Source organism: Streptomyces sp. NPDC058257, assembly GCF_042881845.1.
Lineage (GTDB): Bacteria > Actinomycetota > Actinomycetes > Streptomycetales > Streptomycetaceae > Streptomyces.
Genome location: NZ_JBHVXJ010000009.1, coordinates 169,918 through 192,788, shown reverse-complemented (window position 1 = coordinate 192,788; position 22,871 = coordinate 169,918). Strand labels below are relative to the sequence as shown.

Genomic DNA, 22,871 nt, shown 5'->3' with positions numbered 1-22,871 from the left:
CGCCCGCTGCACCAGCTCGCGTCACCGAGGCCGGCTCCCCGACTTCTCGCCGCGTACGAGGAGCCCGGCAGCGCCCGCAGCTTCAGGTCCATGGCTCTGTCTTCCGCCGCCCGTGAACTGTGCGGGAGGGCGACGCCAGCCCGGGCCGCGTGAAGGTCGTCGAGCAGTCCGGCGCTGTAATGGGTCAGTTGGGAGAACCCGTCCTACTTGGGCCCGGCGGTCGGGTAGGGCGGTGCGCTTCTTGCCGACGACTGCCGCGAAGGGGCGTATGCGGTCGTGGAGGGCGGCCAGCTGCTTTATCGAGCAGGATGACCTTCTGTCCGTGATAACGGGAGTTCCACGCCTCCAGAGCACGCGGAACGTCTGCACTGGAAGGTGGTGTTGGGCCTATCCCCGTGGTGGTGCTAGACCGCTGGTGAGTCGAGTGGGCCTTTCATAGCGTCGTGCTCATGATGAATGCGACGAACGAAGAACGGACAGGCGCCACCCGGCGGACGGCATTGCGTGGGCTGGGAATCGCGGTGGGGGGCATGGCACTGGCCAGCGGGCTGGGAACCTCGCCGGCCGCAGCGGACCCGCGTCGCGGGCTCACCACCTACGTGCTGGTGCACGGTACCCACAGCGCCGGCGCGTTCTGGATGCCGATCGCGCGGGAGCTGACGCTGCGCGGTCACCGTGTCGTCATGGTGGACCAGCCGCGGCATGGCGCGGAGGCTTTCGTGCCGGAGTCGTATCAGCGGCAGGACCTCAAAGCGATGGCGGCCGAGCCCTCCCCGCTGAAGGGCCTCGGGCTGGAGGACTATGAAGCGCGCGTCACGGGCATCGTGCGGCGGGCGGCACGCAACGGCCCGGTGGTGCTGGTCGGGCACAGCCTGGGTGGCGTATCGGTCAGCCGTGTCGGCGATGCGGTCCCGCATCTGCTTCACCACATTTGCTACATGGCGGCCTTCTGTCCCAGCCGCGTCCTGCCCACAGCGGACGCTTGCACGGCGGCACCCGAGAACGCGAACGCCGTCAGCCCGGTCGAGCTGACGGTAGGTGACCCGGACCGGCTCGGTGTACTACGGCTGAACTTCCGGACAGGTGACAGCCGTGAGCTGGCCCTCCTGAAGGAGATGATCTGCGCGGACTACCCCGACGCCGAATTCCGCCGGCTCCTGGCCGGCATGCAGACCGACGAGCCCGTCGCCGCTTATGCGGGCCGCGCGGTCGGCCGGGCCGGTAGCTGGGGACGCATTCCCCGCACCTACCTGCGTTTCGGCAGCGACCGGACAATCGCCACCGCACTCCAGGACAGAATGATCGCGGAAGCCGACGCATTCACACCCGGTAACAGCTTCCGCGTGCACGATCTTCCCGGGGCTTCACACGTCGGTCCTCTGGATCCCATCCCGGCCGCAGAAATCCTGGACACGCTCGCAGAGTAGGGGGATTGGGCACTCGAAGAAGTCGCAGCCAACAGTGCCTCGTCCTGGGAGCGCCGGAAGCCGGACAGGTCGTGGACAATCGGCCAAGCCGTCGGCACGCTCCTCACCGACCTTCACCGCCACTGCGTTGACGCCGGAGCCCCCTGGACCCGGCCCGACGGAAGACTCGTCAGAACCCGCGACCCGCACGGGCCACTGAAAGAGACCTACGCCTGGGGCCACTCGAACGGCATCAGCGTCATCGACGGCTAGCGGCGCGCCGACCGCACCGACCGCGCCGCCGAGAGCCATCAGCAGAAAAGCACTCACCGGGGGCCACCTGTGCGCCGTCGAAGCGGACGACCTGGACGGACTCCAGGGCGATCAGGCCCTCGATGCCCGACAGCCGTTACAAAGCCGCCATGAGCTTGTCACATACGAGCCGGAATGGCGGCCGTGCGACTGATAGTTGCCGTGAGTATGACTATCGGAGTAGCGCTTTCACTTCAGAACCGAGTCGACGGTGCAGTGCAACTCGCGCGGGAGGCTCACCAGGCCGGACTGCGTTCCGCGTGGTTCGGCCAAACCTTCGCCTACGACTCCCCCACGCTCGCCGCGATCGTCGGCCGCGAGGTGCCGGGACTGCACGTGGGCACCGCGGCGATTCCGGTCTTCGGCCGTCATCCCCTCCTTGTCTCCAGCCAGGCCCAGACGGCCCAGGCCGCGACCGGTGGCCGCTACCACCTGGGCCTCGCGCTAGGAACGAAGCAGCTGACCGAAGCGGCCTTCGGTATCCCGCACGAGCGTCCCATCGGCCGACTCCGCGAATTTCTCACCGCCTTGCGCCAACTGCTGGAGACGGGGAGCTCCGATTTCCACGGCGAGCTAATCACCGCCACCACCCCGCTGTCGGCGCAGGTACCTGGCGCCGAGCCACCGGTACCGCTCCTGGTGGCCGCCATGGGCCCGCAGGCGCTGCGTGTCTCGGGTGAACTCGCGGACGGCATCCTGCCGTTGCTGGCCGGTCCGCGCGCGCTCAGTGAGCACATCGTCCCAGCCGTCACCGCCGCGGCCGAGGCTGCGGGCAGACCCGCGCCCCGGATCGTGGCCTTTGTGCCCGGTGTCGTCACCGCCGACGCCGAGGCGGTACGGGAGACCGCGACCGGGGCTCTCTCGTTCTACGAGCAGTTCCCCTCCTACCAGCGTGTCATCGGGCTCTCCGGCGCCGGCCGAGCCGTCGACCTGGCCGTCATCGGCGACGAGGAGAAGATCGCCGCCGAGGTGCGCCGGTATCGAGAAGCCGGGGCAACCGAGGTGGTGTTCACCTCGACGGAACTCGGCGGCGAGGCGGACCGACGTCGTACTTGGAAATTGCTCGGAGAGCTGGCGAACACCTGAGGAACGCAGGAGTTCGCCAGGCCTCCCGGGCGTCGACGAGCGACATCCTCGGGCGGCAGCGAGCCGCACTCGTCGATCGGCGTCCGTCCGTGGTCCGTGGCTGTGTCAGATTTCGAGGGAGTCATTCTGGGCGGGCATCGTCATCTATGTCAGTGACTTTTGTTGTCACTCGGGTGCCGCGGCGCTGCTCTCTTCGGTTCCAGGCTTCTGAACACCACACCATCGCTCTGGCTTGCGGGAGTCGCTTCGGGCCGTTGCTTCGCGCTCGGCTCCTACTGCCGTAAGTGAGGCTTGACCCTCACGTGGCGTCAGGCTGCATGGTCGGAGCCGTGGAAGATCACTGGACCGTGGGACATGAGAGGGCAAGCTCTCACGGCGGAGAAGCTCTTCGGTGGAACAGCTCGAATCGGGGTCCACTGCCAAGCAAAGGTTGAGCCCTTGCCCGTCGCGCCGGACCTCGGCTGACAAGACGCAAGTGTCTTCCGCGTCATCGATGTTCAAGGAGACGGCGTCGCCGCTTGTGATCGCATCGTCGGTGAAAGAGAGACCCTCGTCGTCGGTCAGGCTGAAGAACGTCCATTGCCCGGCTGCCCGGTCAGGGCATGAAATGCCTCCGAACACCGCACTGTTAAGACCCTCCCACGCCATACTGCGGTCGGCGCCCAGGCGAAGCCGCTCGCCACCCGCATTGCTCCACTCTCCCGCAAGCGCAGACTGGTCAACACGGGCTGCCTCTCCGCCCGCATTGGCGCAAGCAACACAGACCCATGCCAACGCGGCGATCAGAACCGACCACCGCCTCGCTGAAGCGTTCATCCGTATCCCCGCCCCGTACCCGACTGAACAGGTTCAGAATAGAGAGGCCTTCAGACACCTTCACAGCGGGTTGCGGCCGTCACAAGATCAGCGATCTCGCCCATCCGTCAGCACCTCTGAGCAGTTCAGCGAGCACGCGGACGCCTGACAGCCCGCGCTGAGCTTCACCCTGGCTCGGTCAAGCAGTCTCCGACCCGTCTCCACCGCGCCTGCTCGTCCGACGACAGAGTGTTCCAGACCGCCATGTCGTGCAGATACTTCTGGACGATCACCTAACTGCCTCCCTTGAAATCGGGGTCCTCGTCGCCGTCGTACACGGCGTCTTCCGCGGCTCCCCCTCGGGCTTCTCGCTGCCGTCGACGAAGCCCAGCAGATCGCGCTCGTCCAGGTACTTGAAGGCGTGCACCTCGTCGACGACCGTGGCCGCCGCGCCCAGCCGCTCGGTGAGCAGGCGGGCCAGTTCGAAGCACGGATCCATGCGTTGGGCTCGTACGTGGAAAAGGAGGTCACCGGGAAAGGCTGGGGATGTCCGGCACACGACCACCGCAGGAGTGAGGCGTTGGGGTTGAAGCGGGCCACGATCGCGGTGTCCGTGAACTCGGGGCCGTCATCACAGGCGACATTGTTGAACCAGTCGGTCAGCTGCTCGACCGGCTCATCGGTGAAGGTGAAGGTGAGGCCGGCCAAGGCGTAGCGGAGTATGGCCATGCGGGTGACCGCGTCCGGACCGTTGCCTCGGGCATCGCCGATCGCCAGGAGTACCCGACCGCGGAGCAACACGCGGGTCTGAACCAGTCGCCGCCCACACCCGCGGCACCGGGGGTTCGGGCGGTACACAGCGGCCGTCTCAAGGCCGGTGGGCAACTCGTTCGCGAAGCGGGAACCACGGCGTCGCGCAGGGTGTCCGCCAGCTCGGCGAGGGCCTGGGCACGCTCGCGCCGGCGGTGGGCCTCCCGCATGCCGCTGCGTATCTCTGCCGGGATCAGCCGGTGACGATTCCAGTGACGAGGTTGATGGTCGTGGCGAGGATGCTGGTGCTGAAGACGTAGGACAGCACCGAGTGCCGTAGGACCACTGAACGGATCGTCGCACTCGAGACGTCGGTGTCGGACACCTGATAGGTCATGCCGAGGTTGTAGCTGAAGTACAGGAAGTCCCGGTACGCAGGCGGGTCGTCGGAGTTGAAGTCGATCCCGCCCCCGGCCGTGTAGTACATGTACGCGTATCGGGCGGCGTACATCAGATGGAGCGCCGCCCACGACATGAACACACCTCCAAGGGCGACCGCGGCCGCCGCGTGGCCGGAGCCGGAGTCGCCGAGCAGGAGCAGCAGCACGATGGCGACCAGGCCGGACAGGGCGGCGGCGACTACCACGAGCTCCTCGGCGACGGGCCGGAAGTCCTCGCGGCGGGCATTGTCACGGGTGGCCTCGGCGTTCATCGGCCAGAGCACCCTCCAGCCCGCCACGAGGAAGAGCAGCTCTGTCATGGCGATACCGGCGAGAACCCCCATCGGAATGTCGCTCAACACGCCGACGACCGTGCCGGCCACCGCCCCGAAGACCACGGCACCGCCCAGTCGCGAGACCGCAGAAACGGGCAACAAGGCGCTCATAGGCCATAACGCTAGTCGCTCCGTCGCCGGTCAGCCTGGCGAAGGCTCACTCGCGCCACCGGTCAAACCCTGGTATGCCCTCGCTCATGCACGGCACCGTACAGACATCGGGTTCCCGGCGAACCTGCTGCGGCCACAACCGGGCCGACCGGGTGCTCGACTCACAGCTGGGCAACCGAGGCGAGTGTCCTCGCGATGTGCGGCCTGCCCGCCGGAGTGCCGGGACGGGCGGCCGGGCCCAGCGCCTGGCAGGCCGACCGGAAGGGGGGGGCGTAAAAGGTAAACCCTGCCGCGGTCGCAGACAATCGTCCCCGCACGCGAGGGAACAGCTCACGCGAGGGAAGCAGCTACCGGGCAGTTGGTCCGGCAAGAAGTGCGGGGGTCCGTCAGAACCGCACGACGGCGGGGAGCGGAGCCTTGGCAGGCCGACCCCGGGCGGGGCCCCGGGCGCCAGCCCCGGACGGTCAGGCCAGATCCAGGAAACTCCAGCGGGCGCCCGGCCGAGCACCGCTCAGCCACTTGCCGCAGTTCTGGAGCACGACCGGGCTCGACGTGATGTGCTGCGTGCCCGTGCCGAGGTCGCGCAGGAAGCGGTCCACCGGGCCGCGGCGGATCGCCGCCGAGCCGGCCCAGCGGTGGACGGTGCGGCCCACCTCGTACACGGTCGAGGTCGTGTGGTTCAGGACGAGACGGATCAAAGTGTCCTGCTCCGCGCTTGGCAACTCGCCCTGGTCCAGAGTCTGTTCGATGTCCTGCCAGACCGCGTTCGCCCAGGCCCGGGCGGCCCGCAGCTTTGCCTCCGCCGTCGCGTACTCGGCGTGGAACTGGGAGGTGTCGACCGCGGCGCCCCGCGAGCCGGTCCGCGCCGCGGCGACCCGCTTCAGCTCGTCCAGGAGCCGACGGCCAACACCGAGGGCCCAGCCCGTGTGCCCGATCGCTGACATGTTGACCAAGCCCAGGCGGTAGACGGCGCCGCCGTTGACCGGCGCTCTGGTGGTCGCGACATAGGTGTACGCGTGCGGCACATACACATCAGTGCAGTGGTAATCGATGCTGTGCGTCGCGCGCAGCCCGAGCACGTCCCAATTGCCGTCCAGGGTCACCTGCGACTTCGGCATCGCCAGGACCCGCAGTTCATCGGTGCCCTCGACCTGGATCGCGCTGTGGATGTGGGTGGCGTGCGCCATCCCGGAGGCGAACTGCCAGGCGCCGCTGACCCGGTAGCCGCCCTCCACGGGGACGGCCCGGCCGGGGCGCGTGCCATGCCCGGCGAGCAGCGCGTGCTTCCCGTTCGGCACGTCGGGGAACAGTTCGGCCGCCGCCTCCCCTGCGAGGTACGCCGCGGTGGTCCCGGTCATCAGCCGCAGCGCGAACATGGTCCACCCGGCCGAGGCGTCGTGGTAGCTCGCCCGCTCCACCGTCTCGATCAGCTGCCGCGGCGCGAACTCGTACCCGCCCAGGCTCAGCGGCAGCTCGGCCCGCACGATCCCCGTGTCCAACAGTGCCCGCGCCGTGTCCTCCGGCAGCCTCCCCAACTCCTCGGCGGCATCAGCCCGTTCATCGAGCATTCCGCCGAGCGCGTCGATCCGCTCCAGCACCCCCGCCAGTTCCGTACTGACATGCAGCCGGCCCTTGCCCCCCATGAAATCCCTCCCCTTGCGGCCTGTTTCCCGATCGTCTCACGCACCCGCGCGGCGACCCGGTCCGCAGGCTCCAACCACACACACCCATACGGTTGTTGCGGTCTGCGTCCTCACCAGCCACTCGCGTCGGAGGATCGAAGCGGCGCCCTTCAGCATCCGCATCCAGCCGCGTAGCGAGCCTGAGCGGGGCAGCCCGTTCGACGATGTTCGTTTTCTGTAGTGCGCGTTGTCGAATCCGGTGGACCGGCACCGTAGGAGCCTCGGTCGAACCAGGGCATGGACAAGTGACCGGTGTTGCATACGGCTGCTGGCGTCCAGCTCGAGTGGCTACGCTGTGCAAGCAGCCGTCTTCGTCCGATGCCGGGAGGTGTGTGCTGATGCATGACGCGCTGCGGGCCACGTCCGAGAGCCTCGTGTTCAAGGTGACCACGGCGCCGTATCTGCTGCTGGATACGGATTTCTACATCCGTGGCGTCAACCCGGCTTACCTGCGTGCCACCGGACGCTCGCACGAGGAACTGATCGGCGCGTTCCTTTTCGACGCCTTCCCGGACAATCCCGGGGACACCGGTTCGACCGGCGTGCGCAACCTCAGCGCGTCGCTGGAGAGCGTCATGCGCCGCGGCACCGCTCACGACATGGGGATCCAGCGCTACGACATTCCCGATTCCCAGGCCCCCGCCCCCGGCGTCTTCCGCGTCAAGGCTTGGAGTCCTGTCAACTCCCCGCTGGTCGACGCCGATGGCCGCGTCGTGGGCGCTCTGCATCATGTCGAGGACATCACCACGGTATACGAGTCGCTGCGCCACGCCGGTGGGATCAGGGCAACGGAGAGTGCGGGGCAGCCGGCCCCGCTGCTGCGCGGCGCGCTGCTGGCCCTCGCCTTTCACCAGCGCGCCCTCCAGGCGACCGGACGGGCGAAGTCGGCTGACCTGCCGACGGGTGCGGGCGGCACCGGTGGCATGTCGGCGGCCGGTCTCGCCCGGCGGGACACGCTGTGGCACAGGATCACCCATGCCGCCCGCCAGAGCCTACCCGGCAGCGGATGCCTCGCCGCGGTGTGCGGCTGTGCGGTACGGGAACTGCCCGGTGCCGACGCCGCCGTGATCACCCTGCACGGTAGCGGGTCTCACAACGTCCAGCTCGCTGTCACGTCCTCGTGGGGGCAGCAGGCCGAGGAACTGCAGTGGATCACCGGCAGCGGCCCGTCTCTGGCCGCGTTCGCCACCGGCGAGCCTGTTCTGGTACCCGTGCTCGACCAGCTCAGCTCCAGCTGGCCGCTGTTCACGGATGCCGCGTGCCGTATCGGCGTCGGTGCCGCGTTCGCCTATCCCCTGTCCACCCCCACCACGACCGTGGGTACCCTCACCCTCTACCACCGCGGCAGGGGACTCACACAACCACCCGCCGACGCGGAGGTATTCGCCCAGATCGCGACCGCTGTGCTACTGGCCGACCTGGGGGGCGACATCAGCGAGCAGGCCAGGTCCACCGCCGATCAGGACGACATCAGTACCGCCGTCACCATCCTCGCCGTCGCCCAGCAGATCAGCACGAACGACGCCCTCGCCTGGCTACGCACCACAGCCCGGGCCAAGGCAATGTCCCTCGCCGACTTCGCCCGCGAGGTCCTTGCCCGGCGACCGCCATCGGCTCCCCATTAAGTGCCTGACACCATCGCAGACACCGGGCGCTTCAGTAGGCCGGTGAGCGGACGAGTCGGCCGGTTGAGCGCCCGGAGGAGCTCGGTGCCGGCCCCGGCCGCGTGCGCCCTGCGACGGTCCGCCCGACGACCGGGCCCGCCGGCAAGAGGCGCAGGCCCGGCCCGGGTTGGGCAAGAGATCTACTTGCCGCCGGTCGCGTCCTTGTAAGCCTGGCCGAGCCGGGTGGGCCAGCCCTTTGTTCTTGGCTTTGGAGTCTGACCTGGAGTCTGACCTGGAGATCGAGCCGCGATCTGCCTAGCTGCTCGCGTCGTCGGCCACCTCCCCGGTTGTCTCCCCGCCCCAGTTCTTCTCGCGTGCCGGCCTGCCGTCGCCCGGGCCCTTCTGCGGATGCTTAGCCATCACCGGTACCTCCCAGCCGTTGGTGGTTTCTCCCAGTAGCCCACGGCGCGTACGGCGGCGTTGCCTTGAACGTCGGCCTCACAAACCGATGGCCTGCCTCGTCGTACTACACGAAACCGCAACTGCCACCCGCGATCAGCTCCGGCAGCAGCGGGACCAGCGCATCACCCCGTACGGCGGACCACCCCGGGCCGCCCCGTATCGACGCAGGAGGCAGCCGTGAAAATCGTCGTGGCAGGTGCCGGATACGCCGGAACCCTGGCGGCGAACCGCCTGGCGAAGAAGGTGCCGGAGGCGGAGATCACCGTCATCAATCCTCGCCCGGACTTCATCGAACGTGTGCGGCTGCACCAGCAGATCGCCGGTACCGGCAGGGTCGCGACACCGCTCGCGGGCATGCTGCGTGAGGGCATCGGAACACGGCTGGGAGCCGTGACGAAGGTAGGTGACGGCAGCGTGGTCCTGGACACGGGAGAGTGCACCGAGTTCGACCACCTGGTCCTGGCCGTGGGAAGCACGGTCTCACCGCTGCCGGGAACGGTCCCGGTGGGCACGTGGGAGGGAGCGCAGAGGGCCCGTGCGAGGCTGTCGAGTATTGCCCCGGGCTCCACAGTGACCGTCATCGGTACTGGCCCAACCGGCATCGAGACCGCCGCCGAGATCGCCGACGCGCGACCCGACCTGCACATACGGCTGGTGGGCAGCCGGCTGGCTGCCACTTTCTCCGACGGAGCCCGCCGCAGAGTGCGCACCGGCCTGGAGCGCCTGAAGGTGTCGGTGCTGGAGGACACCGTCGCAGCCGTGTCGCCTTGCGAGAAGGCAGAGGGTGCCGACCAAGTGCGGCTGCGGTCGGACCCCGATCGACCCTTGAGTTCCGATCTGACCCTCTGGGCCGTCCTGGGCACCATTCCCGACCTCGCAACACGAAGCGGCTTGGAGGTCGATGACCGCGGCCGCGCCCTCATCGACCCGTATCTGCGCAGCGTGAGCGATCCGCGGATCTTCGTTGTGGGCGATTGCGCCGCCGTCCCCGGCTCCCGCGCGGCCTGTCAGACAGCGGGCCCGCAGGGGGCCCACGCCGCCGACACTCTGGCCCGGTTGATCCGGGGCCGCGAACCCAGGCCGTACTCCATGGGGTACTTCGGGACGGGGCTCACCCTGGGCCGACACGATGGTGTGATCCAGTTGTCCCGGCGCGATGACAGTGCGCGGCGGCAGTACCTCGCGGGCCGTCCTGCGGTCGTCGTCAAGGAAGCCGCCACGCTGGGCGCCAAGTACGGCTCTCGCACCGCCGCCATCACCTGGCTGTCCGGCGCGAAGTGAGCTCTTTTCAGCACGTTTTGACGCTCGAATCGCGCGGCACACGCGGTACACCGTGCACCCCGTTCGGGCCAGGCCGATTTCCAAGCATGCCAATGAAAGGGAACTGCCATGTCGAATGCGGCGAAGGGGGGCCGGGCACTGGTGGTCGGCCTGGGGATATCGGGCATCGCCACCGCGGTGCGCCTTCGGCAGATCGGTTGGGAGCCGGTCGTGGTCGAGCGGGCACCCGCCCGGCGGGAGGGCGGCTACTACATCGCGCTGTTCGGTTCGGGAATCGCCTCGGCACGGCGGCTGGGCGTGCTGGAGAAGATCGGTGACCGTGGAGGCCCGGAGGTCGCCCTGTACGACGTGGACCGGAGCGGGAACCGTCGTCCCCGGGTGAACCTCGGCTCTCTGGCCGGGGGCCCTCGCCCCCTGCTGCGCGGCGATGTGGAACAGGGTCTGTTCGCAGCGCTGCCGGATGACGTGGAGATCCGCTACGCAACCGTGCCCACCCGCATTGTCCAGGACGAGTCCGGCGCACAGGTCTCGCTGCGCGACACCGCGGCCGACACGTCGGTCGTCGAACGCTTCGACCTCGTCGTGGGCGCCGACGGCATGCGCTCCACGGTGCGGAAGCTGGCCTTTGCCCATCAATACGATCTCCACCCCCTCAACTACATGATCGGTGTCACTCTCCTGGACAGGCCGGTCGACGGATTCGGGCCGTCGGAGGGGCTCATCCTGGCCGAGCCGGGGCGTTCGGCATGGGCCTTTCCCTTCGCCGATCGGCCGCCGAGCCTGCTGTTCTCCTACCGCACCCGGGACGTCGACACCGAGTTCAGCCGACCGCCCATCGAGTCCATCCGCGCCGCCTTCGGACCTGAACCCGCCGGCCCGCTCCTGGAGGGCCTGCTGGACCGCTATGAGCAGGCCCCTGACGCTTTGTTCGACTCGGTACAGCAGGTGAAGATGCCCAGCTGGCACCGCGGCCGGGTCGTCCTGACCGGTGATGCCGCCTGGTGCATGACGCTGTACTCCGGCATGGGAGTGTCCGCCGGAATCGCGGGCGGGGAACTGCTGGGCACCATGCTGCAACGCCACCACGGTGATGTGAGCGGCGCGTTGCGGGCCTGGGAGTCCCGGATGCGGCCTTTCGTCCGAGCCCAGCAGGACAGCGCGCTGGTCACCGGGCGGCGGATGTTCACCCCGCTGGACCGCAAGGAACTGGCTGTACGCGCCGGGATGAGACATCTGATGCGCATGCCCGGCCTGGGCAAGGCCGTATGCAGAAAGCTGCTCGCCAGCAAAGACATGCGAGCGAAGAACATGGATGTCGCCGCTCCCTGGGCGTAATCCGGTCGGCGCAAGGCCACCAGGGTCCCCGGTACAGCGACAGGCGCAGACACGGCAACGTGAGCGTCAGGCGGCACGGTCCGCTCCGTGTGGTTGTCCGTGCCGGGGCCGGGAGGTCCGAGTCCAGCTGCCCCAAGCGCGGCACGGTCTCTCGTCTCTCAGGCCTTCAAGGGCCTGAAGAAGATCGAGGACGCCGTCAAGGCCCCCTCGTCATCTACGTGGAAGACCAAGTGCACGGCCCGCATGGCCAAGACCTACGAGGAGCACAAGGAGACGTCCCTGGCCTTGTGCGAGTCGGCACCGGAGGGAAGCATCCTGCGTGCCGTGAACCGCCACGGCGACACCATGTTCAATGAGCTTCAACTCAGGCGGTTCGTAGCAGAGTTGGACGCACTACGCACTCCCGGAGCGGGAGAAGAACAGCACGGTGCGGAAGCTCATCGCGGCGGCCGAGTTCACGATCGCCTCCTTCGGCTACCTGCATCTCGTCGGGAAGCGCGCACGTGCCTGAGGGCCTGAGCCGCTGAGAGGTGGGCGTCCCGCTTCGCGCGGGGCGCCCACTGCCGCGCTGGTTTACTCCGCACCCGGCTAACGCCCAGGTTTACCCGCTATCGACACCCATGGGTTGACGTGTCCCGCCGCAGCGTCGCGTAACTTCTCCGCTCGTCGGCGAGTACGCCGGTGACCACGGATGAAGCCGAAACAGGGGGAACCACTCATGCGCATACGTTCACGCTTGGCTCCGATCGCTCTGACCGCCGTCATGCTCGGGGGAGGAATGGCCGCCGCGACCGCCGCGACGGCGAGCGCCGACGCGCCGAAGTCCGGGGCCCAGATCCAGTCCTGCTACGGCAGCGCGAAGAACTACAAGGCCGAGGGCAACGGCACCACGGCGATCTGGCCGGCCGGTACCGCCTGGGCCAGGACCACCAGCAACTGCGCGGACATCAACATCAAGGTGAACTACAACCGGCACGTCAAGATCTGCTACCGCCACGGCTGCCAGGCCTACCAGTACGCCAAGGCGGGCGAGTGGAAGGTGCTCGACGCCAACGTCCCGAACGGCTGGGAGTTCTACCTGGAGTTCTCCGGCGGCAACGACGGAACGGGCAAGGTCGCCTACTGACCCGGCCTGCTGCCCAGGGGGCGGCGGCGTCGGGCAGGGCCTGCGTCTCGGCGTACGACGGGACGCAGGCGGGCACCCGGATACCCCGGGCCACCGACGCGCCGAGCGCCGCGCGGAACAGCAGGGACCCTGCTCCGCCCCGGGCGGCGTCTTCGCGGGCAGTGTCGACGAGGACCGCTACAAGAAGCGCAACACCGTCGAGCGGGCGATCAATCGCCTGAAAGGCTCCCGGGCCGTCGCCACTCTCTGGCCGAGCGGCAATCCGCCTCGTGAGCCTTCGCGCAGGTGGGCCGCCTCTCTGTCGGTCCTCTCCGGGAGTCCGACGACGTGCCCGGCTATGCGCCGCGCAGGTTGAGGGCCGGGGCGAGTTCGCGCAGCGTGGGCAACGGGTCGGACGAGGGATTCTCGCCGAGAACCTGTACGAGCACGTGGTCGGCGCCCGCGTCCAGGTGCTGCTGCACGCGCGCAGCCAGTGCCTGCGTGTCGCCGATGGCGACCATGGCGTCAGCCAGCTTGTCCGAGCCGCCCACGACCACGTCGGACTCATCGAACCCCTGACGCAGCCAGGAATTACGGTAGTTCGGCAGCTGCGAGTACATGTGCAGGTGCTGATGCGCCCGGCTCAGACCGTCTTCACGGTCGGTGGTGAGCGCGACGGCCTGCTCGCTGACGACCCACTTGTCGCTCCCCACCCGTTCGCGCGTCCTCGCGGTCTGCTCCGGAGTCACCAGGTACGGGTGCGCCCCGTCGGCAGCCGTGGCCGACAGCTCGATCATCTTCGGACCCAGCGCGGCCAGCAGCCGGGCCGGGCGCTGTCCTCCGGGTTCGATCTCGTCCGGCACCGCGTCCATGCCCCGCAAGTACTCCCGCATGGTGCTCAGGGGCTTCTCATAGGAGCCGGCATAACTGTGCTCCACCAGCGGAGCGTGGCTGACGCCCAGCCCGAGCACGAACCGGCCCGGGTGCAGCGCCCCCAGCGTACGGGCGCCTGCTTCGCTGGCCGGGGCGCTGCGGGCGTGGATATTGGCGATGCCCGTCCCGACGACCAGCCGCTCGGTACCGCCCAGCAGAGCGGCGGCTTGGGTCAGGGTCTCCTTGCCTCCGGCTTCGCCGTAGAACAGCGATCCGTAGCCGAGTTGCTCGATCTCGCGTGCCCGGGAGATCACGTCGGCGATCGGCCACCGATCGCTGGTCCACCAGATACCGACCGAAGAGCTGAAGTTGATGTTGACCATGCATCGAGGCTACCCCGCCAGACTGCACATGATCGGTTCCGGGCAGTACGAGCCCTGTAGGAGGCTGATTGGTGTAGCAGGTGATGATGGCTGAGCCGGTCAACCGCGCGAACTCCCGCACATCCTGGGCACCATCGTTCCTGTGGTCAGGCCCGCTGCCCGTGTAGGGGCGCCTGACGGCGGCGGGTCGGCGACAATCGCCCCATGCGTGCACTCCTTACCTCCGGCACACCGTCCACCTGGACCGTGACCGACATCGCGCCGCCCGCCATCGCCCCGGACGAGGTGCTGGTCGAGGTCGCCAACGCGGGGCTGAACCGCGCCGACCTCCTGATGTTCGAGGGTGCCTACGTCCCCTCCAGCGCCGACTGGAACGTGGCGCCGGATCGCGTCGGGTTCGAGATGGCCGGTCGAGTGCGGACGGTCGGTGACCAAGTCACCGGCATCGCGCCCGGTCAGTACGTCATGGCTCAGACGGGCGGCGCCTGCGCCGAGTTGGTCGCCGTCGATCACCGGCTCCTCCTGCCCGCGCCCGAGCCCCTGGACCTCGCAGCCGCCGCCGGTCTGCCCAGCGCACTCCTCACCGAATACGACGCCCTGACCGGGGCTGCCCAGTTCCGGCCCGGCGACCGCGTCCTCATCACGGGTGGCGCCAGCGGCGTCGGTCACATCGGTGTTCAGCTCGCCCGAGCCCTCGGCGCCCGCTCGGTCATCGCGACCACCCGCTCCACAGCCAAGGCGAGCCTTCTGCGCGAGTTGGGCGCCACCAGGGTCATCAACACAGATTCCGCGGACATCGCCAAGGCGCTCGGTCCGGACGCCTTCGACGTATGCCTCGACCATCTGGGCGGCCCCGTCCTCACCGGCCTCCTCGGCGCCGCCGCTCCCCGCGCCAGGATCGTGCAGATCGGGCGGCTCGCCGGGACGCACGCCCACCTTGACCTCGAAACGCTCGCCTCCCACCGGATCCAGCTGATCGGCACTACCTTCCGCGGCCGCCAGGCCGACGAACTGCACACCCTCACCGCCCGACTGCGCGAAGCCCTGCCCGGCCTCCTGCGAACCCACGACGTGCGTCCTGTCGTCGACTCAGTCCTCGACCTCAGCGAAGCAGAACGTGCGAGGCAACTCCTCGACCGGCCCGGGCACACCGGCAAGGTGATCCTGCGTATCACCTGACGCCCCCTGCCCTCGTGCAGCCGGAACGACGCAATCGAGACTCCACGGGATGTGCCGGTGAAGGAGTACTTCGCGGATCGTTCACAACGGGTCTTCCATCACGCCGCCCTCCCCTTTGAGAGTCCCCGGAACTTCTCGGTGCCCGTGCCCGAATGACCCGCGGGTGAACGTGCGGCGCGGCTTTCTGGTGAACGCGACGCCATCGCGCCATGCTGGTCGCCGTCTGCGCCAACTCCTTTACCCGCCCCGCGACTTCACTCTCGACCTGGACTGGCTCACCGAGGCCGTCTTCAGCCCCACTCCTGCCGTTCGATGGGTGGTTGACGGCGTGTCAGCGCTTTCGCACCGCACCCAACTGAGAGCGGTCAAGGCCGGGGGCGGTGAACCCTCGCGCGACGGCGTGCAGGACGCGGGCCATCGTCTGGGCCGCGGGCGTGGCGGCGCGCTGAGCCGGCGTGGCCAGCAGGATGCGGCGGACCGGTGGGACGGCGTCGGGAGACTGGTCATGGAACAAGGGGAGAAGGCGTACGTCACTGCGCCGGTTGGTCAGGGCCAGTCGGGGCGCAAGAACCAGGCCGAGGCCGGCGGCGACCATCGCCTGCGCTTCCTGATAGTCGTGGGAGGCGTAGGCGATGCGCGGTTCGAATCCCGCCTGACGACAGGCACGCCGGAGCACGTCCGCGACCGGATGGTTCTCGGCACGGATGATCCACTCCTGTTCCGCGAGGTCCGACAGTCGCACACGGTCGGAGGCGACCAGCGGCGAACTGGTCGGCACGACCAGCACCGTGGGATCTTCGAGGAGCGGTGTGAGGATCAACTGGTCGTCGTCGACGCGATTCCACTCGTAGTCCCACAGTAGCGACAGCTCCACCTCACCGGTGTGCAGCATCTCCCTCAGCTGGGCCAGCACACCGGCACGCACGACCGTGCGCACCTGCGGGTGGGCCCGGCGGAAACGGGTCAGCGCCAACGGAAGCAGCGAGGCACTGGCCGTCGGGAAGGATCCGAGAGTCACGAGACCACGGTCCAGATGGCCGAACGCCTCCAGGTCGGCTTCCGCTGCCTGGAGTTCACGGCGAATGGCACGGCCCCGCTCAGCGAGCGCGGTGCCGGCCGCGGTGGTGCGCACGCCGCGCGGCAGCCGCTCGATCAGCGGCTGTCCGGCCTCGCGCTCGAACAGGGACATCTGCTGGGAGGCAGCGGACGTGGTCATGGACAGCGCCTCGGCGGCAGCGGTGAGCGAACCGCGCTCGGCGACCTCGGCGAGAAGCAGGAGTCGGCGGACATTGAGCATGCAGCGACTTTAGACCAGCTAAACCCTCCTCAAGAAACGAGACATTGTGCTCAAGCCAACGGCTCTGCGAGAGTCTGCCCGACGCAGCGGCCCCGCACCCGGTGCGCTTGAGAGAAAGACGCTCTGACATGCACGTTCCCGCAACTCTCGTACGCGGTGGGACCAGCAAGTGCTGGCTCTTCCCCCAGGTGCACATGCCTGCCGACCGCGACCGCATCGAGCGCATCCTGGTCGACGCCTATGGCGCGGCGGACCCCGTTCAGCTCGACGGCATCGGCGGCGCCACCCCCACCACGTCCAAGGCGGCCGTGGTCGGCGCGAGCGCCCACGACGGCGTCGACATCGACTACCTCTTCGCCCAGGTCGGCATCGGGACCGGCACGGTCGAGTGGGGCAGCAACTGCGGCAACTGCGCGACAGCCATCGCCCTTTACGCGGTGGCCGAGGGTCTGGTGCCGCTCAGGGACGAACGCACCCCCGTGGTCATGCGCAACATCAACACGGGCGCCGTCCTGGAAGCGGAGGTGGACACCCCGGGAGGCCGGGTGCAGGAGTTCGGGGACCGTACGGTCCCCGGCACGCTGGCCGGCGGCGTGCCGGTGGGGCTCGCTTTCCGTAACCCCTCGGGCGCCGCTACCGGTCGCCTGCTGCCGACCGGCTGGCCGGCTCAGGTACTGCCGGTCGGCCAGCAGTCGTTGACCGTGAGCATGGTGGACGCCGGAGCCCCGGTGGTCCTGGTGGACGCGCTGCGCGCCCAGAGGACCGGAGCCGAGACGCTGGATCAGATGCGCACGGAGGTGCCCTGGCTGCGTGCGGCCCGGCACACCGCCGCAGTGCGCATGGGCCTGGCGGACCTCGGGGACGCACCCGGTGACGCGGTGCCCAAGGTCGGCCTCGTCGGCCCTCCCGTCGCCTACACAACCACCCTCGGCGAACACGTGGGCGCGCACGAGTACGACGTGTCCGTACGCATGCTGTCGATGAACTCCCCGCACCCGGCCATCGGCCTCACCTCCGCGGTCGCCGTTGCCGCCGCCAACCTCACCGCGGGCACCGTGGTGGCGGAGGCATCCACTGCCGCCGACCGCGGTGTCCTGCGCATCGGCACCCCCGCAGGCGTGCTGTCCGTGGAGTCCTCGGGCGCCGGACCGGACCGGGTCACCGTCGCCCGGGCCGCGCGTGTGCTGTGCCAGGCCCGCATCCTCGTACGCGATCCCGCACTGCCGACCGCCGCCTGACCTCTGCCCCTCCCCGGTGAGCCGCAGTCACCGGGCCCTCTCCCCCGCCCCGCCCCCTGCAGGACAAAGAGGACAATGATGTCTCCTGAGCTGGTATCCGTCGGCGCACTGCTCGTCATGTTCGTCGTCGGCACCGTCCTGCCGATCAACATCGGCATCCTGGCCTTCGTCGCGTCGTTCGCAATCGGTACGACCGCACTGAACATGACGGAGGATCAGATATTCGAGGGCTTCCCCGTGGAGCTCTTCCTCACCATCGTCGGCGTCACCTACCTGTTCGCCGTGGCCCGCCGCAACGGCACGGTCGATCTTCTGGTCTCCGCCGGAGTCCGCCTGGTGAGGGGCCGTACGTCCCTGATCCCCTGGGTGCTGTTCCTTCTGGCCGGTGTGCTGACGTCGCTGGGCACCTTCACCCCCGCCGCCGTGGCGATCCTGGTACCCATCGCGATGAACTTCGCCTTCCGCTACGACATCAACCCGCTCATGACAGGAATGATGGTCATCAGCGGCGCCCACGCCGGAGCCTTCTCCCCCATGGCCGTCTCGGGGGCACTGGTACTGGGCATGGTCGACGACACCGGCCTGTCCGTCGCCCCTGCGACCCTCTTCTTCGCCAGCTTCGCCGTCAACCTGCTGCTGTCCGTGCTGACTTTCGCCGCCCTGAGGCGCCGCACGATGACGGCGGACCCGACCGCACGGCCCGAGCAGGAGGCGGCCGACGGCGACACGGCCACACGGCGAGCCACCTGGCACCAGTGGACCACCCTCGCCGCCCTGGCTGCCCTGGTGGTGTGTGCTCTCGGCCTCCAGATGCAGATCGGTGTCCTGGCCCTGGCCGCCGGAGCGCTGCTTGCCCTCCTGGACATGAAGCGTCAGGAGAAGGCGGTGGACGGCATCAGCTGGCACACCCTGCTGCTTGTCGGCGGCATGATGACCTACATCGCGATGCTGGAACACGCCGGGATCATCGAGAAGATCTCCCAGCACGCGGCCGACTTCGGAGCCCCGCTCGTCGTGGCCCTCCTCCTCTGCTTCACGGTCGCCGTCACCTCCGCCTTCGCCTCCTCGACCGCGATCCTCACCGCGATCATCCCGATCGCCGTCCCGCTGCTGCTGTCCAGCCACCTCAGCTCGACGGGCCTGATAGCCGCCCTCGCCGTCTCCACCACGATCGTCGACGTCTCACCGTTCTCCACCAATGGAGCACTGGTCCTGAGCAACGCCCGGGGAGTGGAACGACGCGGCTTCTACCGCCAGGTCCTCGGCTACACCTGCGGCATCGTCGCCGCGGGGCCCGTGGTGGCCTGGGGCGCTCTCGTCCTGCCATGGTCCTGAAACCGGCGACCGGTCAACGAGCCACGACGAATGCCTGAAGCACCGCGTCCGGCGGCGCTTCAGGCATTCGTCGTGGCCCCTTTGTGTTGTCGAGGGCCAACCTCTGCCGCTCGCCATGCTCGATGTCTGTGAGGACGAGCGGACCACGCTGCCCGCATGCGCTCGTGAAGCTGTGGGCGGACGAGCCGACCCGACAGTTCCGTCACTGGAGGCGACGGTTCAGTTCCCGGAGCCGACGATGGCGGTGACGCGGATCTCCACGCGCATGGCGGCGAGACCGAGGACCGTGACGCCGGTCTCGGTCCAGATCGGCGCGCGGCCGTCGAGGCGTCGGCGGAACTGATCGGCCATGACTGTGTTGTGGTCGTCGCCGATGGCGTCATCTCCTGGTGCGACCTTGTGGTAGGAGTTGACGTGGATGACGTCCTTCCAAGTCGCGCCGACCGTGGCGAGCGTGCGCTCCACGTTGTCGAAAGCCTGGACGATCTCGTCTTCCAACGAGTCGGGAAAGACCAGGTCGTCATCCACCCCGGCCTGGCCGGAAGTCTCGACCCGGTCGCCGACGCGGACGGCCCCGCTGTAGCCGAGGGCCTCGTGCAGCTTCTCGCCGAAGCCCGGAGTGATGCCGAAGGTGACGGTGCTCATAATGCTCCCTCTTCCAGTCCACAGGGGCGCGTTTCCTCTGACATGAGTTCACGCGTAAAGTCAGACTAGCAAACAACAACTTCAAGCGTGAAGTGATGGTGGACTTCGCCGGAAGGACGGGAAGAGGCGTGAGCAGTACGGAAGAACCCATGGGCGGCATGAGCGAACACGAAGGCGATGAGGAGCTGCGATGGCTCGACGAGCAGGAGAAGGCGGCGTGGACGGGGCTGATCTCGCTTGTCCTGCTGCTGCCCGCCAAGCTGGAGTCGCCGCTGCGGCAGGAACACGGCCTCACTCTGTTCGAGTACCTCGTGCTCAGCCACCTCTCCGAGGCCCCACAGCGCAAGCTGCGGATGGGAGAGCTCGCCTTCCTCGCCAGCGGGTCACTTTCCCGCCTGTCCAACGTCATCAAACGCTGTGAACAGCGCGGCTGGGTCGTGCGGTCACCCGACCCGGACGACGGCCGCTACACCCTCGCCGAGCTGACCGACGCGGGCTTCGGCATCGTGCACCTGGCAGCGCCCACCCACTTGCGCGCCGTACGCGGCATGGTCCTCGACTCGCTCAACACGACCGATCAGAAGGCCCTCGCCCGCGTCGCAGACAAACTCCGCATCGTCCCCGACGACTTCGGATGACAGCCGCCCCGGGCAACGACCTGAGACGAGCAGGTGCCGGGGGAAAGTCAGCACGCCAGCAGCACAGCGCAGACCTCGGGGCGCGGCCACTCCCTGCCCCACTGGCGTGGGGCCGCCCCCACGCGTGTGGGAAAGGCGGCGGCACGCGCGTTGGCGGGTAGCACCGGGGCGTTGATGCTTCAGCCGGGCCCCAAGCCGGCCTGTCTGCTGCCAATGCAGCTACGGCGGACGACACCCTCGACGCCACGGGTGGACGACTTCCCGCCCCCTGCACCGTTGCCGCTACGCCACCCGCGCTCTGATGCCGCTACGCGCCGGCACATCGACGTGCTGCCCGACCGCACCACGCCGTTGACGAGGCGCGCGATCTCGGCCTCCGCCCACGGAGAAGATCACGGTGCGGGTGTACGTCTCGTCGGCGTTGCCTCCAGGACGCGCGCGGCACGGGAGCCGACCGGCTCGTGGTGCGATGGCTTCATCGCACGCCGCCTTCGTCCTTCTCCGTCACCATCCTGATTCATCCGCCGTGCGGCCGGGGCAGTCTCGAACCGACGCGTGCCGCGGTCTCCCGCAGCCAGATGTGCGCGGCGTCGTGTGTGTGCACCGGATGCCACCACAGGGCTTCCTGCAGGGAAACCGCCTCGTAGGGAGGTTCCACGATCCGCACGGGGGTGATCGGCGCGAGCAGGCGGGCGAGCCGGGCCTGGACCATGGCGATGCGCCGGGTGCCGGCCACAAGCAGCGGCAGCAGCTGGAAACTGTCGACGGACACCTCCACACGCGGCTCCACCCCGAGCATCCCGAGCTGACGCACGGCCGGTGCGTCGTACGTCCGCTGGTAGGTGACCCACGGCAGGTCGGCCAGGTCCTGCCGGGTGAGCCGGTCCGCGATGGACGGGTGATCGTCGGCGACCACGAAAACCCATCGGTCCTCGTAGAGGTCGGTGGCGGGGAAGCCGCTGATGACGCCGTGCGGCATGAGCAGCCCGTCGACCGCGCTGAGCAGGGAGGCCGTGTCGTCGACCACGGTGGGCGGGGTCTGCGCGAAACGCAGCCTGATGCCGGGGGCCTCCTCGTGCACGACGCGGGCGAGTTCGGCGCCGAAGACGGAGACCGCGTAGTCGGACGCCACCAGCTTGAACTCACGGCTCTCCTCGGCCGGGTCGAACTCGGCCTGGCTGGAGAAGAGGCGCTCAAGGACGTCGTAGGCGGTGGAGGTGCGGTCGAGGAGCACTTGGCCCAGAGCGGTCAACTCGTAGTGGCCGCCGACGCGGGCCAGCAGGTCGTCGTCGAAGTGACGGCGCAGCCGGGACAGCGCGGCACTCATGGCGGGCTGGCTCAGTCCGACGCGCTGCCCGGCGCGGGTCACGTTGCGCTCCTCCAGCAGGGCCCGCAGGGCGACGACGAGGTTGAGGTCCAGGCGGGCCAGGTTCACGGATTTTCCCTTGCTGTACGGCTTCGGGCGACTCTGACCAGCAGGAATCTCTCTGGTGGATGAATGGCATCCACACAATCTATTTCCCTGATCACTGGTGGCGGGTCCAGATTAGTCCCACCGCAATCAGGAGGACATGTCCGTGAAGCCTGCCCCCGCATCCCCGCTCTTCGCCGGCCCTTTCGCCCTGGCAACACTCTCGGCCCCGGACGGTCCCGCGTTCCCCGCGCTGGTCACGCCCCGCGAGCGCGTCGTCGATCTGCGCGACGCCCTGGACGACGAGCGGCTGACCGTACGACGGCTCCTGGCGAACTGGCCCGCGGTGCTGCCGCGGCTGCGGTCCCTGGCCGGCGACGACGCCCTGGCACACAGGTCACTCGCGCAGTTCCAGGTGCACGCTCCGGTCGAGCCGCGCCAGGTCTTCCAGTCCGGCGCCAACTACCGGCAGCACGTCATCGACCTCCACGTCGCGCACCGCGCCCCCGGCGACGACCGGCCGAAGGACGAGCGGCGCGCGGAGGCGGCCAAGATCATGGACCGGCGGACCACGGAGGATCTGCCGTACGTATTCATCGGGCTGCCGAGCGCGATCACGGGACCGTACGACGATGTCGTGCTGCCCGGCTGGGCCAAGAAGCCGGACTGGGAGCTGGAGTTGACGGCCGTCATCGGCAGGCCCGCGCACCGGGTGTCGGTCGAGGAAGCCCTGGACCACATCGCCGGCTACACGATCGCCAACGATCTCACCGACCGCGCGACCGTCTTCCGCCGGGACATGCCGCAGATCGGCACCGACTGGCTGCGCAGCAAGAACGCGCCGGGGTTCACTCCGCTCGGCCCGTGGATCGTTCCCGCCGAGTCGATCACCGACCCCGACGACCTGCGGCTGGTCCTGAAGCTGAACGGCGAGACCATGCAGGACGAGTCCACCAAGGACATGATCTTCAACGTGGCGCGCATGGTGTCCTACGCCTCACAGAGCGCTCGACTCCTTCCCGGTGACCTGGTGTTGACCGGTTCGCCTGCTGGAAACGGGATGCATTGGGGTCGGCTGCTGCGCGACGGCGACGTGATGGACGGTTCGATCACCGGACTCGGCGCGCAGCGCACCCGCTGTGTGACGGAGGCGGCGTGAGAGCCCGGC

The 22,871-nt window shown here is 68.7% G+C and carries 17 protein-coding genes and 2 pseudogenes; 11 read left to right on the top strand and 8 right to left on the bottom strand.

From position 1 onward, the window contains the following. The first annotated feature begins 530 nt into the window (after positions 1 to 530). The gene (locus ACFVXC_RS22705; protein ID WP_389908075.1) at positions 531 to 1,427 is read left to right on the top strand and encodes an alpha/beta hydrolase; all 897 of its coding nucleotides are present in this window, start codon (positions 531 to 533) and stop codon (positions 1,425 to 1,427) included. Positions 1,428 to 1,886: 459 nt separating this feature from the next. Continuing rightward, entirely contained in the window at positions 1,887 to 2,804 is a 918-nt protein-coding gene (locus tag ACFVXC_RS22700) for an LLM class F420-dependent oxidoreductase (RefSeq protein ID WP_389907801.1), read from the top strand. Positions 2,805 to 3,823: 1,019 nt separating this feature from the next. On the opposite strand, the pseudogene ACFVXC_RS22695 reads toward ACFVXC_RS22700, so the two are convergent. From ACFVXC_RS22695 to ACFVXC_RS22680, 4 genes and pseudogenes are all read right to left on the bottom strand, one after another. Further along, positions 3,824 to 4,149: pseudogene (locus ACFVXC_RS22695) on the bottom strand (Dyp-type peroxidase domain-containing protein); the annotation flags it as partial. A gap of 35 nt (positions 4,150 to 4,184) precedes the next feature. Continuing rightward, positions 4,185 to 4,328, bottom strand: a pseudogene (locus ACFVXC_RS22690) (serine/threonine-protein phosphatase); the annotation flags it as partial. A gap of 274 nt (positions 4,329 to 4,602) precedes the next feature. After that, a complete protein-coding gene (locus ACFVXC_RS22685) occupies positions 4,603 to 5,235 on the bottom strand; it encodes a DUF1345 domain-containing protein (RefSeq protein WP_389907799.1) in 633 nt (210 codons plus the stop codon). Between the two features lie 464 nt (positions 5,236 to 5,699). Continuing rightward, a complete protein-coding gene (locus tag ACFVXC_RS22680) occupies positions 5,700 to 6,878 on the bottom strand; it encodes an acyl-CoA dehydrogenase family protein (RefSeq protein ID WP_389907797.1) in 1,179 nt (392 codons plus the stop codon). Between the two features lie 377 nt (positions 6,879 to 7,255). On the opposite strand from ACFVXC_RS22680, the gene ACFVXC_RS22675 reads away from it, so the two are divergent. The 4 genes from ACFVXC_RS22675 to ACFVXC_RS22660 all read left to right on the top strand — a co-directional run bounded on the left by ACFVXC_RS22675 (position 7,256) and on the right by ACFVXC_RS22660 (position 12,725). Further along, entirely contained in the window at positions 7,256 to 8,542 is a 1,287-nt protein-coding gene (locus ACFVXC_RS22675) for a PAS domain-containing protein (protein ID WP_389907795.1), read from the top strand. Between the two features lie 618 nt (positions 8,543 to 9,160). Then, positions 9,161 to 10,264 carry an NAD(P)/FAD-dependent oxidoreductase gene (locus ACFVXC_RS22670; RefSeq protein WP_389907793.1) on the top strand — a complete coding sequence of 368 codons (1,104 nt, stop codon included), beginning with the start codon at positions 9,161 to 9,163 and terminating at the stop codon, positions 10,262 to 10,264. Between the two features lie 108 nt (positions 10,265 to 10,372). Next, positions 10,373 to 11,599: an FAD-dependent monooxygenase gene (locus ACFVXC_RS22665; protein WP_389907791.1), complete on the top strand. Its 1,227-nt coding sequence runs from the start codon at positions 10,373 to 10,375 to the stop codon at positions 11,597 to 11,599. 718 nt (positions 11,600 to 12,317) lie between these two features. Further along, positions 12,318 to 12,725: a hypothetical protein gene (locus ACFVXC_RS22660; RefSeq protein ID WP_389907789.1), complete on the top strand. Its 408-nt coding sequence runs from the start codon at positions 12,318 to 12,320 to the stop codon at positions 12,723 to 12,725. A gap of 335 nt (positions 12,726 to 13,060) precedes the next feature. Here the strand turns inward: ACFVXC_RS22660 and ACFVXC_RS22655 are convergent, their stop codons facing one another. Then, positions 13,061 to 13,960 (bottom strand): LLM class F420-dependent oxidoreductase, encoded by a 900-nt coding sequence (locus ACFVXC_RS22655; RefSeq protein ID WP_389907787.1) that lies wholly within the window; start codon positions 13,958 to 13,960, stop codon positions 13,061 to 13,063. Positions 13,961 to 14,164: 204 nt separating this feature from the next. Between ACFVXC_RS22655 and ACFVXC_RS22650 the strand changes: the two genes are divergently transcribed. Beyond that, positions 14,165 to 15,139 (top strand): zinc-binding dehydrogenase, encoded by a 975-nt coding sequence (locus tag ACFVXC_RS22650; RefSeq protein WP_389907785.1) that lies wholly within the window; start codon positions 14,165 to 14,167, stop codon positions 15,137 to 15,139. A 331-nt stretch (positions 15,140 to 15,470) separates the two neighbouring features. Here the strand turns inward: ACFVXC_RS22650 and ACFVXC_RS22645 are convergent, their stop codons facing one another. Beyond that, positions 15,471 to 16,436, bottom strand: a complete 966-nt coding sequence (locus ACFVXC_RS22645; protein WP_389907783.1) for a LysR family transcriptional regulator — start codon at positions 16,434 to 16,436, stop codon at positions 15,471 to 15,473. Between the two features lie 128 nt (positions 16,437 to 16,564). Between ACFVXC_RS22645 and ACFVXC_RS22640 the strand changes: the two genes are divergently transcribed. Next, on the top strand, positions 16,565 to 17,674 hold the full coding sequence (locus ACFVXC_RS22640) for a PrpF domain-containing protein (RefSeq protein WP_389907781.1): 1,110 nt from the start codon (positions 16,565 to 16,567) through the stop codon (positions 17,672 to 17,674). 78 nt (positions 17,675 to 17,752) lie between these two features. Continuing rightward, positions 17,753 to 19,009 carry an SLC13 family permease gene (locus ACFVXC_RS22635; protein ID WP_389908073.1) on the top strand — a complete coding sequence of 419 codons (1,257 nt, stop codon included), beginning with the start codon at positions 17,753 to 17,755 and terminating at the stop codon, positions 19,007 to 19,009. Positions 19,010 to 19,228: 219 nt separating this feature from the next. Here the strand turns inward: ACFVXC_RS22635 and ACFVXC_RS22630 are convergent, their stop codons facing one another. Beyond that, positions 19,229 to 19,654, bottom strand: coding sequence for a Rid family hydrolase (locus tag ACFVXC_RS22630; RefSeq protein WP_389907779.1), 426 nt, complete (start codon positions 19,652 to 19,654; stop codon positions 19,229 to 19,231). Positions 19,655 to 19,782: 128 nt separating this feature from the next. On the opposite strand from ACFVXC_RS22630, the gene ACFVXC_RS22625 reads away from it, so the two are divergent. After that, positions 19,783 to 20,292, top strand: a complete 510-nt coding sequence (locus ACFVXC_RS22625; RefSeq protein ID WP_389907777.1) for a MarR family winged helix-turn-helix transcriptional regulator — start codon at positions 19,783 to 19,785, stop codon at positions 20,290 to 20,292. 517 nt (positions 20,293 to 20,809) lie between these two features. On the opposite strand, the gene ACFVXC_RS22620 is transcribed toward ACFVXC_RS22625, so the two are convergent. Beyond that, on the bottom strand, positions 20,810 to 21,727 hold the full coding sequence (locus ACFVXC_RS22620; protein ID WP_389907775.1) for a LysR family transcriptional regulator: 918 nt from the start codon (positions 21,725 to 21,727) through the stop codon (positions 20,810 to 20,812). A gap of 136 nt (positions 21,728 to 21,863) precedes the next feature. On the opposite strand from ACFVXC_RS22620, the gene ACFVXC_RS22615 reads away from it, so the two are divergent. Further along, the gene (locus tag ACFVXC_RS22615) at positions 21,864 to 22,862 is read left to right on the top strand and encodes a fumarylacetoacetate hydrolase family protein (protein ID WP_389907773.1); all 999 of its coding nucleotides are present in this window, start codon (positions 21,864 to 21,866) and stop codon (positions 22,860 to 22,862) included. Positions 22,863 to 22,871 lie beyond the last annotated feature (9 nt).